The organism is Streptomyces flavochromogenes (assembly GCF_000717595.1).
Taxonomy (GTDB): Bacteria; Actinomycetota; Actinomycetes; order Streptomycetales; family Streptomycetaceae; genus Streptomyces; species Streptomyces flavochromogenes.
Window position 1 is genome coordinate 106,215 of record NZ_JNZO01000019.1, and the last position, 14,923, is coordinate 121,137.

A 14,923-nucleotide genomic window follows, 5' to 3' on the forward strand; every position below is an offset into this window, starting at 1 on the left:
TCACCCGAAACACCGGGTCGGCCATCCGCACGGCACCCCCGACGTACACGCGTGATCCGGCATTCACACCCGGATGGCAAGCTTGAACCATGAACGATGCCGCTTCGGCGCCCACTCCCGCGCCCGCGTCCCGCCGTGCCCGTGTCCGCGCCCCCGAGCTGATCGGCAAGGGTGGCTGGCTGAACACGGGCGGGGACGATCTGACCCTCGCCGACCTGCGAGGAAAGATCGTTCTGCTCGACTTCTGGACCTTCTGCTGTGTGAACTGCCTCCACGTGCTCGACGAGCTGCGCGACCTGGAGGAGAAGCACCGCGACACGCTCGTCATCGTCGGCGTGCACTCGCCGAAGTTCGTCCACGAGGCCGAGCACCAGGCCGTCGTCGACGCCGTCGAGCGGTACGAGGTGCACCACCCCGTCCTCGACGACCCGGAGCTCGCGACGTGGAAGCAGTACGCCGTGCGCGCGTGGCCGACGCTCGTCGTGATCGACCCCGAGGGGTACGTCGTCGCCCAGCACGCGGGTGAGGGGCACGCCAACGCGATCCGGACGCTCGTCGAGGAGCTGGAGGCCGAGCACGAGGCCAAGGGGACCCTGCGGCGCGGCGACGGACCGTACGTGGCGCCCGAGCCCGTCGCCACCGACCTGCGCTTCCCGGGCAAGGCGATCCTTCTGCCCTCCGGGAACCTCCTGGTCTCCGACACCACCCGGCACCAGCTCGTCGAGCTGGCCGCCGACGGCGAGACCGTCGTACGGCGGATCGGCGAGGGCGTCTTCCGGGAGCCGCAGGGCCTCACGCAGCTGCCCGACGGCACCGTCGTCGTCGCGGACACCGTGAACCACGCCCTGCGCGTCCTCGACCCGGCGACCGGCGCGATCGAGCGGATCGCCGGCACCGGGAAGCAGTGGTGGCAGGGCTCCCCCACGTCCGGGCCCGCCCTGGACGTCGACCTGTCCTCGCCGTGGGACGTCGCCTGGTGGCAGGGCAAGGTGTGGATCGCCATGGCCGGCGTCCACCAGCTGTGGACGTACGACCCGGCCACCAAGACCGTCGAGGTCGCGGCCGGCACCACCAACGAGGGGCTCGTCGACGGGCCCGCCGCCGAGGCCTGGTTCGCGCAGCCCTCCGGGCTCGCCGCCACCGAGGACCGGCTGTGGGTCGCCGACTCCGAGACCAGCGCGCTGCGCTGGGTCGACACGGAGGGCGTGGTCCACACCGCCGTCGGCACCGGACTCTTCGACTTCGGCCACCGCGACGGCGCCGCCGGCCAGGCCCTGCTCCAGCACCCGCTGGGCGTGACGGCCCTCCCGGACGGCTCGGTCGCGGTCTCCGACACGTACAACCACGCCCTGCGCCGCTACGACCCGGCGTCCGGCGAGGTGACGACGCTCGCCACGGACCTGCGCGAGCCCAGCGACGCGGTCCTCGTCGACGGCGACATCGTGGTCGTCGAGTCCGCCCGGCACCGGCTGACCCGGCTGCGTCTCCCCGAGGAGGCCGTCCGGGTCGAGGCCGTCGCCCACCGCACCCGCCGCGAGGCCACCGAGGTCGCCCCGGGCCGCCTCCGTCTGGACGTGGTCTTCCAGGCGCCCACCGGCCAGAAGCTGGACGAGCGGTACGGCCCCTCGACCCGCCTCCTGGTCTCCTCGACCCCGCCGGAACTGCTCCTCGCGGGCGAGGGCACGGGCACGGACCTCTTCCGCGAGCTCGACCTCGACCCCGAGCTCACCGAGGGCGTCCTGCACGTCTCGGCCATGGCCGCGTCCTGCGACGACGACCCGGCGAACGAGTACCCGGCCTGCCACGTCCACCAGCAGGACTGGGGCGTCCCGGTGAAGATCACGGAGGCGGGTGTGTCCCGGCTGCCGCTGATCCTGGCCGGTATGGACGCGTAGTCAGCGGACGAGACCCTGATGCCTGGACGGCCGCCCGGCGGCGGCGTCCAGGCACCCGTCCACCCAGGCGGCCGGGTCGTGCACGGCCCGGTCGCCGCCCATGCCCTGCCGCTCCATGAGCGCGCACTCCCCGGCGAGCAGCGCCTTCGTCCGCGAGCCGTCCACGTCGTACCCGCGGATCCGGGACGCCATGATGAAGCCGCCCTCGTAGGCGATGTCCGTCCCCCACGGCGGCCGGTCGTTGTACGTGCCGATCAACACCCCCGCCGCCGCCGTGGCGACCACGACGGCGCCCCCGACACCCGCGAAGAACCTGCCCCGGGAGGGCCCCTCATGACGATGCATGAGGCGACCCTGCCAAGCGGCACCTTTCGCGGATGTTTCGCGACCGGGGCCGCCTACTCCGCGTAGGTGTCCTCGTCGTCCACCACGTCGTACGGATCCTCGCCCAGGTCGTCGGCCGGGGTCCTGCGCCGCAGGTTCTCCACGTCGGTCTGGATGCCCAGGAGCAGCTTGTGGAGGTCGTCGAGCGTGCTCAGTGGCGCGAGCGGGGTGTGCTCGCCGACCTCCGGCTCCAGGGCGAGGAGGCGGTCCATGGCGTCCCGGGCAGCCAGCACATGGAGGCGCAGATCCTTGCGGTGCTCGGCCGCCCGCTGGCTCGGGGGCACGGGCGTGTCGAAGGTCCTGGGCGGGGGAATGGCGCCGGAGGCCGGGGTGCCGTCCTCGGGGAACTGTCCTTCGAACTCGGGAATCCAGTCCGGATCGGCGTCCGAGCCGCCCTCCTCGTTAGAGGGGGAGGAGGACGGAGCCTGCTGGGTGGCGGGAGCGGGGCCGGGGACCACGGGCTTCTTGACTCGGTCCGGGTCGGACGCGGCGACGACGTCCCACTCGTAGAGCAGCACCGGAACGCCGTCCGCGGTCCGCGCGATCTTGTCCTCCGCCGTCAGATCGACCTGGAAGTAGGCGTAGGGCTTCTCGTCGGACTCGGCCGTCTCCCTCCCGGTGAGGCTCTGCCTGGTGACCGAGTTCAGCGGCAGGTCGTCGGCCCGGAAGGTGTTGGCGGCTGTCGCCAGGGTCCAGAGGCCCAGCTCGTTGCCCTCACGGGACAGCCCTTCGATGACGACGCTGGTGTCGGCCCGGAACGGGACTCCGCTCTTCTCCTTCGGCGCGTCGAGCGACGAGCCGACGTTTCGCGTGAGCAGTTTGTCCGCGATCAGCGCCACACCGCCGGCCACGGCCAGCGTGCAGCGGGCGTTGACGTCCCCGAGCAGGGCCGGCTCCACCAGCGTGGTGAAGTCGTCCGTGGGCACGGGATCCCATTCGCCGGTGACCACGGCGGCAAGCACGCCGCCGTTGCTCCACGCGTTGCGCGCGGTCTTGGTGACCAGGCTCTTCCGCGAGCGCCACGGCAGGTCGATCATCGGTCCGAGCAGGCCGCCGAAGGCCTTCATGGCCATACGCTTGCCGCCCTTGATGGCCTTGGCCTGGTCTTTGAGCGCCTCAAGCAGGTCGGGCTTGGTCAGGGCGCTGACCAAGTAGACGGCGCGCCAGAGTGCGGTGCCCGGAGGGCGCCCGGTGCTGCCGAACACCTCAGGGAGGTCGGCCACGGGGATGCGGCCGACAGCGAGCCCGTACACGTCCTGGAGGTCGGAGGTGCTCCAGCGAGGATCTCCGATCTGGATGACTCGCTTGAGCGCACGCGTGATGACCTCCACGTTCTGGGCGGCGGTGTCCCACTGCCTGAACTCGACGTGGATCGAAGCGAGTACGGAGCGGATGGCGTCGTCGAAGAGGTCTTCCGGAGACAGCAGACGCCCCGTGTGCCCGTCGACGCCGACGGCGATCTGAGCCGGCACGGCGTAGGACTGGAAGATCTGGGCAGCGCGCGGTCCGGGCACCTCTCCCTTGATCTCCGCGTCGAACTCCTCCCGGAGCTTCGCTCGCCATGACGCTCGGGAGTCCGCCAGACGTTTTCCCAGGTCAGAGCCGTTTTCTTGGGCTGAGGCGACCGAGATGCCGCCGAGGAGAGCGTCCGTGGCCGTCGTGGCGACGGTGCTCGGTTCCTCGCCCGGCCCGGCGTACACGGACCAGGTGCTCGCGAGCCGGGTGATGCCGTCCCGTACCACGAGCACCTCGACCGGATCGGTGCCGTCCTCGAACGTGATCCTGACCGGATGGACGATCAGGTTGCGGGTCACCGACCGGGTCAGGATCGACTGGGCGTAGCTGTTGATCGACAGCGTGGAGTTGATGGTCTGCCACATGTGATCCCGCAGGTGGGCGAAACTTTCGTAGCGGTACTCGACGATCGCGCTCGGCTGTCCGTCGTGGGTCAGGCCCTGGACCTGGGGGTCGGGGACCTCCATGACCGACATGCCGGTGCGTGGCTGGATGCCGGGGAACAGCTCACTCGTCAGGACGCGGGTCCCGGCCGAGCGGAGTGTGGCGCCCTCGACGTTCTCGGCCATGAGGATGCCGGTGGGGTCGCTCGGGGTGGGGCGGAGCTGGACGGCCAGGGCGTCGGGGTGGGTCGTGGCACGGGCTATGGCGGCCCAGGCGCCGTCCGGAAGCTGAATCCCCGGGTTGCTCAGCGCGGCGGAGAGGACGGCGCTCTGCTGCTCGGCGGTCGGCTCCTGGGGGAGCTGGCGGGCGATGTTGGCAACCTGGACGGTTTCCCCTTCCCAGGGGACGTCCAGAGTGAGAGTGGTGGTCGGGCCTGTGGACACGGTGGTGACCTCCTTGATGGAGAGGCAGTGGGGAACGAGTACGGCGAGCGCCCCTCCGGGCGGCGGCGAGGCAGGTGATCGCCGCCGCCCGGAGGGGCGTTGTGCGTGCTAGAGCTCGATCGGGGACTCGGCACCCGGCGGCGGCGACGAGGGCCGTCGCGGGTCGTCTGTCGTGGCCGGACGGTGGAGGTACTGGTGGCTCGCCCAGGCGTGGTCCCGCGCAAGGTCGACGGGAAGCAGGGTGTCGGCCTCGGAACAAGGCAGCCCGGCGAGCAGCGGGGAGCCGGGCGGAAGAAGGACCGTACGGTGCTGGGTGAGGTGGTACCCGACGGGGGCGCCGCCCCGCACGCGCATGAGGGCGAGGGTCGTAGCCCCGTCGGTGAGGCGGTTGGCGATCCTCGCCATAGCCCGCAGGAAGGCCTGCTCCTCGTGGGTCTCCCGCATGTGGAAGACGGTCGTCCTGGCGGCGGTGAGGGAGGCCAGGGTCCGGAAGAACTCAGCCGGGGGGCCGCCGAAGGGGCCCGGGCGGGGCCGCCTCATCACCTTCAGGTGCAACGTCAACCGGTCCAGGAAGGCGGGGAGTTCATCGGCCGCGAGCGAAATGGCGGAGAGGGTGGCCCGTCCCCGCCAGCGCGAGTAGCCCATGGCGTGGAAGGACGGGGGCGGGGCGTCTCGCGCAGGGGGCAACTGGACGTCGATCATCCGCTTCATGACGTGGTGCGACGGCGCGGATTCCGGCGTGAGACCGGTGGAGGCCTCGGTCGAGTCGTGCTCGCCGAGGCGGGGGGTGTGCGGTGCGGAGCTCATGATGGGCGCCTCCGGGGCTCTACGGGGCGCCGACCGCACGCAACACGCCGTGCAATGAGCCCAGTTGGATAGTGCGACTGCCCTATGAGCGTGGCACGGTCGCGATCTGGGGCGCAACGGCTAATCAGGTTATGGCCGGAACCTAAGCACCTTGAGATTTCCCCCTCATCTTCAGGCGTCCTGGTGAGACGACATGGCAAAGGTAACTCGCCGCTCAGGGGCAGCACATGTAAATACGCCACCGTCTATGGCATGCAGACGCCGCCGTAGTTAGAGCAATCCCTCTTTGGCGTTCGGGTAGTTATCGAAAAGCTTAGGGAGAGGGTTCTGTCCTAGCCTGTCCAGGTTGGCGAACACCGAGGCCACATCAGTGATTTCACCCAGGATGCTGTCCTTCTGGATGATCCAGACGAAATCGTTCTCGGATGTCGGAAGTGTCCGAGGGATCGTCGTCAGGCCGAGCCTACTCAGCTCTGCGCTGATCTGGGTGCACAGCTCCCTGCTCAAGCGCGATCGGAGTCCCTCGGTCGCACGATCCTTGAGGAAGCGCATGCTGAGCCGCTTGGCGCCGTCATCGCACTCGACGGCGTGCTTGATAAGAGTGAGGTCCATAACTTAGTAAGTTACTGAATTAGGAACCCAGTTGTGAAGAGGGGGCCCGTCCCACCCCTCCCACCTGCGACTTCTCCCCAAAAGAGTACCGCTCCTGGCCCAAGCGCGAACCAGGAGCGGGGAGTTCGGCTCGGATGCGGGTACGTATCAGCCCTCCAGGAAGGCGACCAGGGCGTTGGCCAGGAGGTACGGGTCGTCGGCGCCGCAGAGTTCGCGGGCGCTGTGCATGGAGAGGATCGCCACGCCGATGTCGACCGTCTTGATGCCGTGGCGCGCGGCGGTGATCGGGCCGATCGTCGTGCCGCAGGGCATGTCGTTGTTGGAGACGAACGACTGCCACGGCACGCCCGCCTTCTCGCAGGCGGCGGCGAAGACCGCGCGGCCGCTGCCGTCGGTGGCGTACCGCTGGTTGACGTTCACCTTGAGGATCGGGCCGCCGTTGACGCGCGGGTGGTGCGTCGGGTCGTGGCGCTCCGCGTAGTTCGGGTGGACGGCGTGGCCGGTGTCGGAGGAGAGGCAGACGGTGCCGGCGAAGGCCCGGGCGCGGTCCTCGTAGGAGCCGCCGCGCGCGTACACCGAACGCTCCAGGACGTTGCCGAGGAGCGGGCCCTGGGCGCCGGTGTCGGCCTCGGAGCCGTTCTCCTCGTGGTCGAAGGCGGCGAGGACCGGGATGTACGGGAGGTCGTCGCGGCCCGCGAGGGAGGCGAGCGCGGCGACGGCGGCGTGCACGGACAGCAGGTTGTCCATGCGCGGCCCGGCGAGCAGCTCGCGGTCGCGGCCCAGATAGGCGGGCGCGTCGACGGCGTGCACCATCAGGTCCCAGCCGCTCACGTCCTCGGCGTCGACCCCGGCCTCGGCGGCGACGAAGGAGATCAGGTCGCCCTCGTGGACCTCGCCGATGCCCCAGATCGGCTGCATGTGGCGCTGGCGCTCCAGCTTGAGGCCGTCGTTGACGCCCCGGTCGAGGTGGATCGCGAGCTGCGGGACGCGCAGCAGCGGCCGGTCCACGTTGACCAGGTGGTGGCTGCCGTCGCGGAGCGTGAGCCGCCCGGCGAGGCCGAGGTCGCGGTCGAGCCAGGTGTTGAGCAGGGTGCCGCCGTAGATCTCGACCGCGACCTGTCGCCAGCCGTGCGCGCCCATGTCGGGCTGCGGCTTGACGCGGAGGTTGGGGGAGTCGGTGTGGGCGCCGACGATCCGGTACGGGGTGTGGGCGGAGGCGCCCTCCGGCACGTACCAGGCGATGATCGCGCCGCCGCGGATCACGTACTTCCCGCCGCTCGTGGCGTCCCAGGCGGCCGTCTCCTCGACCCGGCGGAACCCGGCCTTCTCAAGCCGCTCGGCGGCGCTCGCGACCGCGTGGTACGGCGAGGGCGAGGCCGTCAGGAAGGCCATGAGGTCGTCGGTGTGTCCGCGGTCGAAGGGGCCTGCGGCGGGACGGGAGGCTGCGCTGCTCATGGGTTCCACCTTACGCAGAGCCCGGTATACGAATACGGGGCCCCGCAGAACGCTCGCCCCGCGCGCCTGTGCGGGGAGATGCTTCGGCCATGGAGTTTCTCTGCTATCACCGGGACCGGACCGGGTCCCTGGCGTTGCGCGACGAGTTGATCGAGGCCCACTGGGCCTATATGGACCAGTACGCCAAGGAGATGATCGCCCGCGGTCCGACCTTCGGTGAGGACGGCGAGACGGTCACCGGCAGTGTGCACGTGCTCGATCTGCCGGATGCCGGTGCGGCCCGCGCGTTCGCCTTCGACGAGCCCAACTACCAGGCCGGCGTCTACCGGGACGTGCTGCTGCGCCGGTGGCGCAACGTGCTCGGGCGCACCATGTGGGACTTCCCCGGGGGGCGGGAGGGCGGCGACCGGTTCCTGGTGATCGGCCTCGGTGCGGCGACGGCCGTGGGTCGGGCCGTCGATCCGGAGGTGCCGTCCGCGTGCGAGGACCGGGGGGACCTGATCGCCTACGGGCCGCTGCTCTCCGACGACGGCGCCACCTGGCTGGGCACGGCGGCGCTGGTCCGGGCGTCGGACCCGGAGGCGGCCCGTGCCGTCCTGGGGACCCCGGACGCGTACGCCGACATCGAGGTGCACGACTGGCAGTTCGGCGGCCGTCCCTCGTAAGGGAGCCTGTCCGCGCAGGGAGCCTGTCCGCGCACAGGGGTACGGCCCGCCCCCCTCCCCGGGGACGGGCCGTGCCTGTGTGAACGGGGCGTCCTAGAACGCGGCCTCGTCCAGGTCCATCAGCGAGCCGTCGACGGCCTCGGCGAGGGCGCGCTCGGCGCTCACGCCCGGCAGGACGTTGGCGGCGAAGAACTTCGCGGCCGCGATCTTGCCCTGGTAGAAGGCGGCGTCCTTGCCGGTCGCACCCGCGGCCAGCTTCTCGGCGGCGACGGCCGCACCGCGCAGCAGCAGGTAGCCGACGACGACGTCGCCGGAGGCCAGCAGCAGGCGGGTGGTGTTGAGTCCGACCTTGTAGATGTTCTTGACGTCCTCGCCGGTGGCGGTGAGGTCGGTGATCATCGTGCCGACGATGCTCTCCAGGTCGACGGCGGCCTTGGCCAGCGCGTCGCGGGCGCCGGCCAGGTCCTCGCCGCCGGTGCCGACCGCGAGGAACTTCTTGATCTCCTCGGACAGCGCGTTCAGGGACGCGCCCTGGTCGCGGACGATCTTGCGGAAGAAGAAGTCCTGGCCCTGGATGGCCGTGGTGCCCTCGTAGAGGGTGTCGATCTTGGCGTCCCGGATGTACTGCTCGATCGGGTACTCCTGCAGGAAGCCGGAGCCGCCGAAGGTCTGGAGCGACTGCGCGAGCTGCTCGTAGCCCTTCTCGGAGCCGTAGCCCTTGACGATCGGGAGCAGAAGGTCGTTCAGGCCGTGCAGGGCCTTGGCGTCCTCGCCGGCCGCTTCCTTGATCGCGATCTCGTCCTGCACGGAGGCCGTGTAGAGGACGAGGGAGCGCATGCCCTCGGCGTACGCCTTCTGCGTCATGAGCGAGCGGCGGACGTCGGGGTGGTGCGTGATGGTGACCTTGGGCGCGGCCTTGTCCATGAAGTTCGCCAGGTCGGTGCCCTGGACGCGCTCCTTGGCGTACTCCAGGGCGTTGAGGTAGCCCGTGGAGAGGGTGGAGATCGCCTTCGTGCCGACCATCATGCGGGCGAACTCGATGATGAGGAACATCTGGCGGATGCCGTCGTGCTTGTCGCCGATCAGCCAGCCCTTGGCGGGGTGCTGGTCGCCGAAGGTCATCTCGCACGTGTTGGAGGCCTTGAGGCCCATCTTGTGCTCGACGTTGGTGGCGTAGACGCCGTTGCGCTCGCCCAGCTCGCCGGTCTCCCAGTCGAACTCGAACTTCGGGACGAGGAAGAGGGAGAGGCCCTTGGTGCCGGGGCCGGCACCCTCGGGGCGGGCGAGGACGTAGTGGAGGATGTTCTCCTCCATGTCGTGCTCACCGGACGTGATGAAGCGCTTCACGCCCTCGATGTGCCAGGAGCCGTCCTCCTGCTGGGTGGCCTTGGTGCGGCCGGCGCCGACGTCCGAGCCCGCGTCGGGCTCGGTGAGCACCATGGTGGAGCCCCAGCGCTTCTCGACGGCGATCTGCGCGACCTTCTTCTGCGCCTCGTTGCCCTCGTTGTAGAGGATGCCGGCGAAGGCCGGGCCGGAGGAGTACATCCAGATGGCCGGGTTCGAGCCGAGCAGCAGCTCCGCGTACGCCCAGATCAGGGAGCGCGGGGAGACGGTGCCGCCGATCTCCTCGGGGATGCCCAGACGCCAGTACTCGGACTCCATGAAGGCGTTGTACGACTTCTTGAAGGTGGCCGGCACGGGGGCGGTGTTGGTCTCCGGGTCGAAGACCGGCGGGTTGCGGTCGGCGTCGGTGAAGGACTCCGCGAGCTCGTTCTCGGCGAGGCGGCGGATCTCGTCGAGGATGCTCTTGGCGGTCTCGACGTCCATCTCCTCGAACGGCCCGGAGCCGTACACCTTGTCGCGGCCGAGGACCTCGAAGAGGTTGAACTCGATGTCGCGGAGATTCGACTTGTAGTGCCCCATGGCGACGGCTCCGTAAAGGCTCGGGGAGGCGGATGTCCTGGTACGCGAGCGTGGCCGTGCTCGTACTACCGGTGAGTAGCCCACGCTTCTCTACGATGATGCTACCCACCGGTAATAAGAGCAACCCCTATCCGGCCATCTGTGACACGAGCCGCAGAAAAAGGGCCCGGGGCATGTGCCCCGGGCCTCCCTCACGCCATGAGCGCCTCAGTACAGACCCTTCAGGTCCGTCCCCTCGGGGGCGCGGAAGCAGCCGGAGGCGACGGTGACGCCGATCAGGTTCTTCTTCTTCGGGTCCGTGCTGCCGACCCACAGCTCCGCGTTGACGGCGAAGTGCTCCTTCTCGGATTCCGCGAGGAGCTCCAGGCTCTTGGCCTTGCTGTTGTTCGGGCCGTACGAGACGACCTTCCAGCCCTTGGCGGGCAGGGCCTGCCGCAGCCGCTCGAAGCCCTGCTTCAGCTCCTCCTCGGAGACGTCGTACACCGACCAGGGGTGGCGGATCATGAAGAGGTGCTCGGGGTCCTCCTGGCACGTGGAGGCACCGGCGCCGCCCGGGGTCGTCTTGCCCTTGGGCAGCCCGATCATGTCGAAGATCTCGCTGGAGATCTCCTTGGTGCGCGTCCGCGCCTTCTCGACGTCGAGGGTCGTCGGGGTGTAGCCGAGGTCGTCGGCACCGCCGGTGTCGTTCATGGAGCATCCCGTCGCGAGGGTGGTGAGGCAGAGGAGGAGGACGCCGAGCGCCGCCCCGCGGGTCCTGGTGCGGTGGTTGGTGGGGTTCATCAGTCCTCGTTCACCTTGTCGTATTGGCCCGCCACGACCTTGGCCTGGTTCCTGAGGCTCTCCGAGTCCCGCGTCCAGTAGTCGGTGTGGCCGCTGGTGTCCACGTCCATCCGGTGCGCCCCGAACAGCTCGTCCGACGGCACGGTCTGGACGTACCCGGCGTTGAACGGGACGCCGTTCCAGGTCTCGACGCCCCAGGTGTAGCCGCCGAGACCGGCGAGCTTGCCGCCCGCCGGCACCACATCGCTCGTCGCCGCCTCGGACCAGACGTGGTCCTTGCCGACGTCGAGGTCCTCGGCCCTGCCGGTGAGCATGCCGGGGCTGCCGACCGCCACGATGTCGTCGGCGGCCAGATCGCCCTTGTTGGAGGCGTCGCCCACCACCGTCGAACCGTAGCTGTGGCCGATGATCGTCGTGTGGCTGTTGTCCGGGCCGCCCTGCGCGGTCTCCAGACCGTCCATGAACTGAAGCAGCTTGGGCGAGCCGTCGTACGCGTAGTCCTTCTGCGTGGCATCGGTGACGACCGACTGCGGAGCCTCGTAGCCGAACCAGGTGATCGTCGAGACGCTCTCACCCGGCGCCCACTTCTGGGTCTCCCGCCACATGTCGGTCATCCGGCTGATGTCCTCGTCGAAGTTGTTCAGGTTCGTCTTCGTACCCGGCACGTAGACGGCGGTGTGGTCGGCGGTGTCGGGGTTGCCGTTGGCGATGATCGCCCGCCCGATGCCCTCCTTGTCGTAGCCGAGGAGGTACGCCTCCGGGAGGTTCTCCTTGCCGGTGGCGTCGAAGCGGGCCTGGATCGAGTCGCTGCCCTTGAGCTGCTCCTTCAGCCGCTCCTGCTCCTTCTGCCACTGCTTGTACTCGGGGCTGAGGACCGCGGCCGGGTAGTTGCCGTTCGGGTTCGGGATGTACTGGTTCGGCGCGGGTTTGTTCAGGTCCGTCTGGATCTGTGCCCTGTTCTCGGCGAAGACCATCCGGTTGGCATCGTCGCGGACCGAGGACGGGATGCCGTCGAGGGCGCCGACGGAGGCCGGGTAGAGCGTGGCGTACTCGTCGCGCTGCTCCTGGCTGAGGCCGTTCCACCAGTCGGCGTTCTCCGTGGCGGACTTGCCGTGCGGGATCCTGTCGTCGTCGGCGTACTTCCCGGCGGCCTGCTGGAGGGCCTTGGTGTCGGCGGCGGCGTCGACGAGGTCCTCGGCGCTGACCTCCAGACCGGGGTCGGCCTTGAGCCTGCGCAGGGCGGCGGCGTACCGGCTGTCGATCTCGTCGGCCTCGCGGACGGCGTCGCCGATGCGCTCGGCGATGTCCTCGGCCTTGCCCTTGTTGGCGTCGGCGCTGCCGACCCCCTCGCCCTTGCCGGGTGCGAGCGGGACGGGGGCGCCGTGCTCGGCGGTGTGGGTGCCGGGCGAGAGGACGAGGGAATCGGTCGGGTACTCGACCGAGCCGTCGGGCTTCACGGTGAACCTGAGGTTCTCCGCGTCCTCCAGGGCCTGCTTCAACTTCTTCTGCGGGGCGGCGAGTTCGGTGGCGAGGCCGTTGAGCGCCGTACGGATGAGCCCGCACTCGGTGTGCAGGTACTGGTAGTTGCGCGAGAGCTGCTGGATGTCGCCGCCCGCCTTCGTGGCGGCCTCACCCTTCTGCGAGTGGTGGATCTTCGCGAACATGCCGTTGTCGACACGGTCCTTGTCCGAGTTGGCGCGGGAGCTGACCTTGCCCCAGCCGTCGGCGGCGTCCGAGTACTCGTCGAGCTTCACATCGCGCAGTTGCTGCCAGGTGGGCACGGAGCTCAGCCTTCCTTCCGCGCGGGCGCCGGCGCTTCGGCGGCGATCTTCCGCTGGGTCGCGGTCTCGCGCTCGCCGAAGTCCCGGCCCGCGCTCTTCAGCGCGCCTTCGAGGCGACCGCATTCGTCGCGTACGGCGGTGAGGCGGGTCTTCCAGGTGCCGAGGATCTCGGTGAGGGCGCCCGAGGAGGCGAAGCCGGCGGTGCCGCCGCCGACGCCCTCGTTCGCGGTGTCGAGGTCGGTGAGCGAGGTGCCGGTGGAGGTGCGCAGTTCGCCGGCGGTGTTCCCGGCCTCGTGCCACGGGCCCACGTCGGCCTTCAGGTTCGCGTCGCCGCCACCACCGCCGGAGTCGGGGGCGGGCACGCCCGCGAGGGTCATCGTCGCGGGCTGTCCGGGCGGTGCGGATCCGCCGAACAACTCTTCCCAAGTGGCGTTCAGCGCCATGTTCCACCCCCGTGGTGCCGGAAATTGCTCCCGCGAACCTAGCAAGAGGCGGCGTTGCACACGAAAACGCGTACGAGCGCCAGGTGGGGACGCGCGCGCCCGGTGGGGCGGGATGGCGAGCGCCCGGCGGGGCGGGGCCCGTGCGAGCGGTGGGGCGGGCCGTGAGTGACCCGTGCCCAGTGCTGCGACCGTCCCCGGGTCGATAGGCTGGCCCCATGTACGGCTACGAGCAGAATCCGGGTGCCCAGCAGCAGTACGCCCCGCCGCAGCAGGGCGGGATGCAGGCCGGCATGCAGGGTGGGATGCAGGGAGGCATGCAGGGCGGGTACGGGCAGCAGCCCCCGCTCTACCCGGAGCCCTCGCCGCCCTCCCTCGCCGACGCGGTCCGCGCCTTCACGACCGGCACGCTCGCGCCCGAGGACTTCCAGCAGATCTTCGCGACCTCGAAGGTCTACTGCCCGCGCGGCGACAACCCCGGCTTCCTGGCCCTGCACAACACCCAGCAGCCGGTCATCCCGATGTTCACCTCGCTCAAGGAGCTGCGGCGGTACGCGGGCAAGGAGTCGAAGTACTTCGTGATCACCGGTGCCGAGGTGATCGACCTGCTGCCGACCGGCTACGGCTTCGTCCTCGACATGGAGGGCGACCACCGGATGGTCTTCGACGCGAAGGCCGTGGAGCAGATGGTCGACTTCGCGATGCGCCGGATGTACGGCTGACGCAGGCTTGGCCCAAGACGTGGGAGAGCGCCCGGGAGGAATTACTCCCGGGCGTTCCGCGTTCTGGGTGGCAAGAAGTTCACTGTTCAACTAAAGTGGACGTACAAGGTCGGAGAAGGCCGCTCTAGGAGGTCCGTCATGCCCGCAGTGACTGTCGAGAACCCGCTCACCCTGCCGCGCGTGGCCGCCCAGGCCGACGCCACTCCGCGCCCGGTACTCGCCGTGACCACGGCACCCTCGGGCTTCGAGGGCGAGGGCTTCCCGGTCCGCCGCGCCTTCGCGGGGATCAACTACCAGTACCTCGACCCGTTCATCATGATGGACCAGATGGGTGAGGTGGAGTACGCACCCGGAGAGCCCAAGGGCACGCCCTGGCACCCCCACCGGGGCTTCGAGACCGTCACCTACATCATCGACGGGACCTTCGACCACCAGGACTCCCAGGGCGGCGGCGGCACCATCACCAACGGCGACACCCAGTGGATGACGGCCGGCTCCGGCCTGCTCCACATCGAGGCGCCGCCGGAGTCCCTCGTCGTCAGCGGCGGCCTCTTCCACGGCCTCCAGCTGTGGGTGAACCTGCCCGCCGCCGACAAGATGATGGCCCCCCGCTACCAGGACATCCGCGGCGGCCAGGTCCAGCTGCTCACCTCCCCCGACGGAGGCGCGCTGCTCCGCGTCATCGCGGGCGAGCTCGACGGCCACGACGGGCCGGGCATCACCCACACCCCGATCACGATGATCCACGCGACCCTGCGACCCGGCGCCGAGATCACCCTGCCGTGGCGCGAGGACTTCAACGGCCTCGCGTACGTCATGGCGGGCCGCGGCAGCGTGGGCACGGAGCGGCGCCCGGTCCACACGGGCCAGACCGCCGTCTTCGGAAAGGGCGGCTCGCTGACCGTCCGCGCCGACGAGAAGCAGGACGGGAACACCCCCGACCTGGAGGTCGTGCTCCTCGGCGGACAGCCGATCCGCGAGCCGATGGCCCACTACGGCCCGTTCGTCATGAACACCCAGGCCGAACTCCGCCAGGCCTTCGAGGACTTCCAGGCGGGTCGCCTCGGGACGATCCCGGCGGTCCACGGGATGGGCGAGTAGGAACGGCGGGACCGGT

The 14,923-nt window shown here is 69.9% G+C and carries 13 protein-coding genes; 4 read left to right on the forward strand and 9 right to left on the reverse strand.

Annotated elements, in window-relative coordinates:
• Positions 1–89 precede the first annotated feature (89 nt).
• Positions 90–1,895 (forward strand): NHL domain-containing thioredoxin family protein, encoded by a 1,806-nt coding sequence (locus tag IF00_RS0124305; RefSeq protein WP_030321373.1) that lies wholly within the window; start codon positions 90–92, stop codon positions 1,893–1,895.
• On the opposite strand, the gene IF00_RS0124310 is transcribed toward IF00_RS0124305, so the two are convergent.
• The 5 genes from IF00_RS0124310 to IF00_RS0124330 all read right to left on the reverse strand — a co-directional run bounded on the left by IF00_RS0124310 (position 1,896) and on the right by IF00_RS0124330 (position 7,495).
• Positions 1,896–2,240, reverse strand: a complete 345-nt coding sequence (locus IF00_RS0124310; RefSeq protein WP_051820588.1) for a hypothetical protein — start codon at positions 2,238–2,240, stop codon at positions 1,896–1,898.
• Positions 2,241–2,293: 53 nt separating this feature from the next.
• Positions 2,294–4,621 carry a hypothetical protein gene (locus tag IF00_RS0124315; protein ID WP_209439792.1) on the reverse strand — a complete coding sequence of 776 codons (2,328 nt, stop codon included), beginning with the start codon at positions 4,619–4,621 and terminating at the stop codon, positions 2,294–2,296.
• Positions 4,622–4,729: 108 nt separating this feature from the next.
• Positions 4,730–5,428, reverse strand: coding sequence for a hypothetical protein (locus IF00_RS0124320; RefSeq protein ID WP_030321378.1), 699 nt, complete (start codon positions 5,426–5,428; stop codon positions 4,730–4,732).
• 270 nt (positions 5,429–5,698) lie between these two features.
• Positions 5,699–6,040 carry a hypothetical protein gene (locus IF00_RS0124325; RefSeq protein ID WP_030321380.1) on the reverse strand — a complete coding sequence of 114 codons (342 nt, stop codon included), beginning with the start codon at positions 6,038–6,040 and terminating at the stop codon, positions 5,699–5,701.
• Between the two features lie 147 nt (positions 6,041–6,187).
• Positions 6,188–7,495, reverse strand: coding sequence for a M18 family aminopeptidase (locus tag IF00_RS0124330; protein WP_030321381.1), 1,308 nt, complete (start codon positions 7,493–7,495; stop codon positions 6,188–6,190).
• Positions 7,496–7,584: 89 nt separating this feature from the next.
• Here IF00_RS0124330 and IF00_RS0124335 point away from each other — a divergent pair, with 89 nt between their 5' ends.
• Positions 7,585–8,160, forward strand: coding sequence for a YciI family protein (locus tag IF00_RS0124335; protein WP_030321382.1), 576 nt, complete (start codon positions 7,585–7,587; stop codon positions 8,158–8,160).
• Positions 8,161–8,253: 93 nt separating this feature from the next.
• Here the strand turns inward: IF00_RS0124335 and IF00_RS0124340 are convergent, their stop codons facing one another.
• From IF00_RS0124340 to IF00_RS0124355, 4 genes are all read right to left on the reverse strand, one after another.
• Positions 8,254–10,083, reverse strand: a complete 1,830-nt coding sequence (locus IF00_RS0124340; protein WP_030321384.1) for an acyl-CoA dehydrogenase — start codon at positions 10,081–10,083, stop codon at positions 8,254–8,256.
• 207 nt (positions 10,084–10,290) lie between these two features.
• Positions 10,291–10,863, reverse strand: coding sequence for a hypothetical protein (locus IF00_RS41535; protein ID WP_030321386.1), 573 nt, complete (start codon positions 10,861–10,863; stop codon positions 10,291–10,293).
• Entirely contained in the window at positions 10,863–12,644 is a 1,782-nt protein-coding gene (locus tag IF00_RS0124350; protein ID WP_030321387.1) for an alpha/beta hydrolase, read from the reverse strand. The genes IF00_RS41535 and IF00_RS0124350 overlap by 1 nt, the downstream gene beginning before the upstream one ends.
• Before the next feature lie 5 nt (positions 12,645–12,649).
• Positions 12,650–13,087, reverse strand: a complete 438-nt coding sequence (locus IF00_RS0124355) for a hypothetical protein (RefSeq protein WP_063740684.1) — start codon at positions 13,085–13,087, stop codon at positions 12,650–12,652.
• Positions 13,088–13,302: 215 nt separating this feature from the next.
• Between IF00_RS0124355 and IF00_RS0124360 the strand changes: the two genes are divergently transcribed.
• Together IF00_RS0124360 and IF00_RS0124365 are read left to right on the forward strand one after the other, a co-directional pair.
• Positions 13,303–13,806, forward strand: coding sequence for an SseB family protein (locus IF00_RS0124360; RefSeq protein WP_030321391.1), 504 nt, complete (start codon positions 13,303–13,305; stop codon positions 13,804–13,806).
• A gap of 138 nt (positions 13,807–13,944) precedes the next feature.
• Positions 13,945–14,907: a pirin family protein gene (locus tag IF00_RS0124365; RefSeq protein ID WP_030321393.1), complete on the forward strand. Its 963-nt coding sequence runs from the start codon at positions 13,945–13,947 to the stop codon at positions 14,905–14,907.
• The last annotated feature ends 16 nt before the right edge of the window (positions 14,908–14,923 follow it).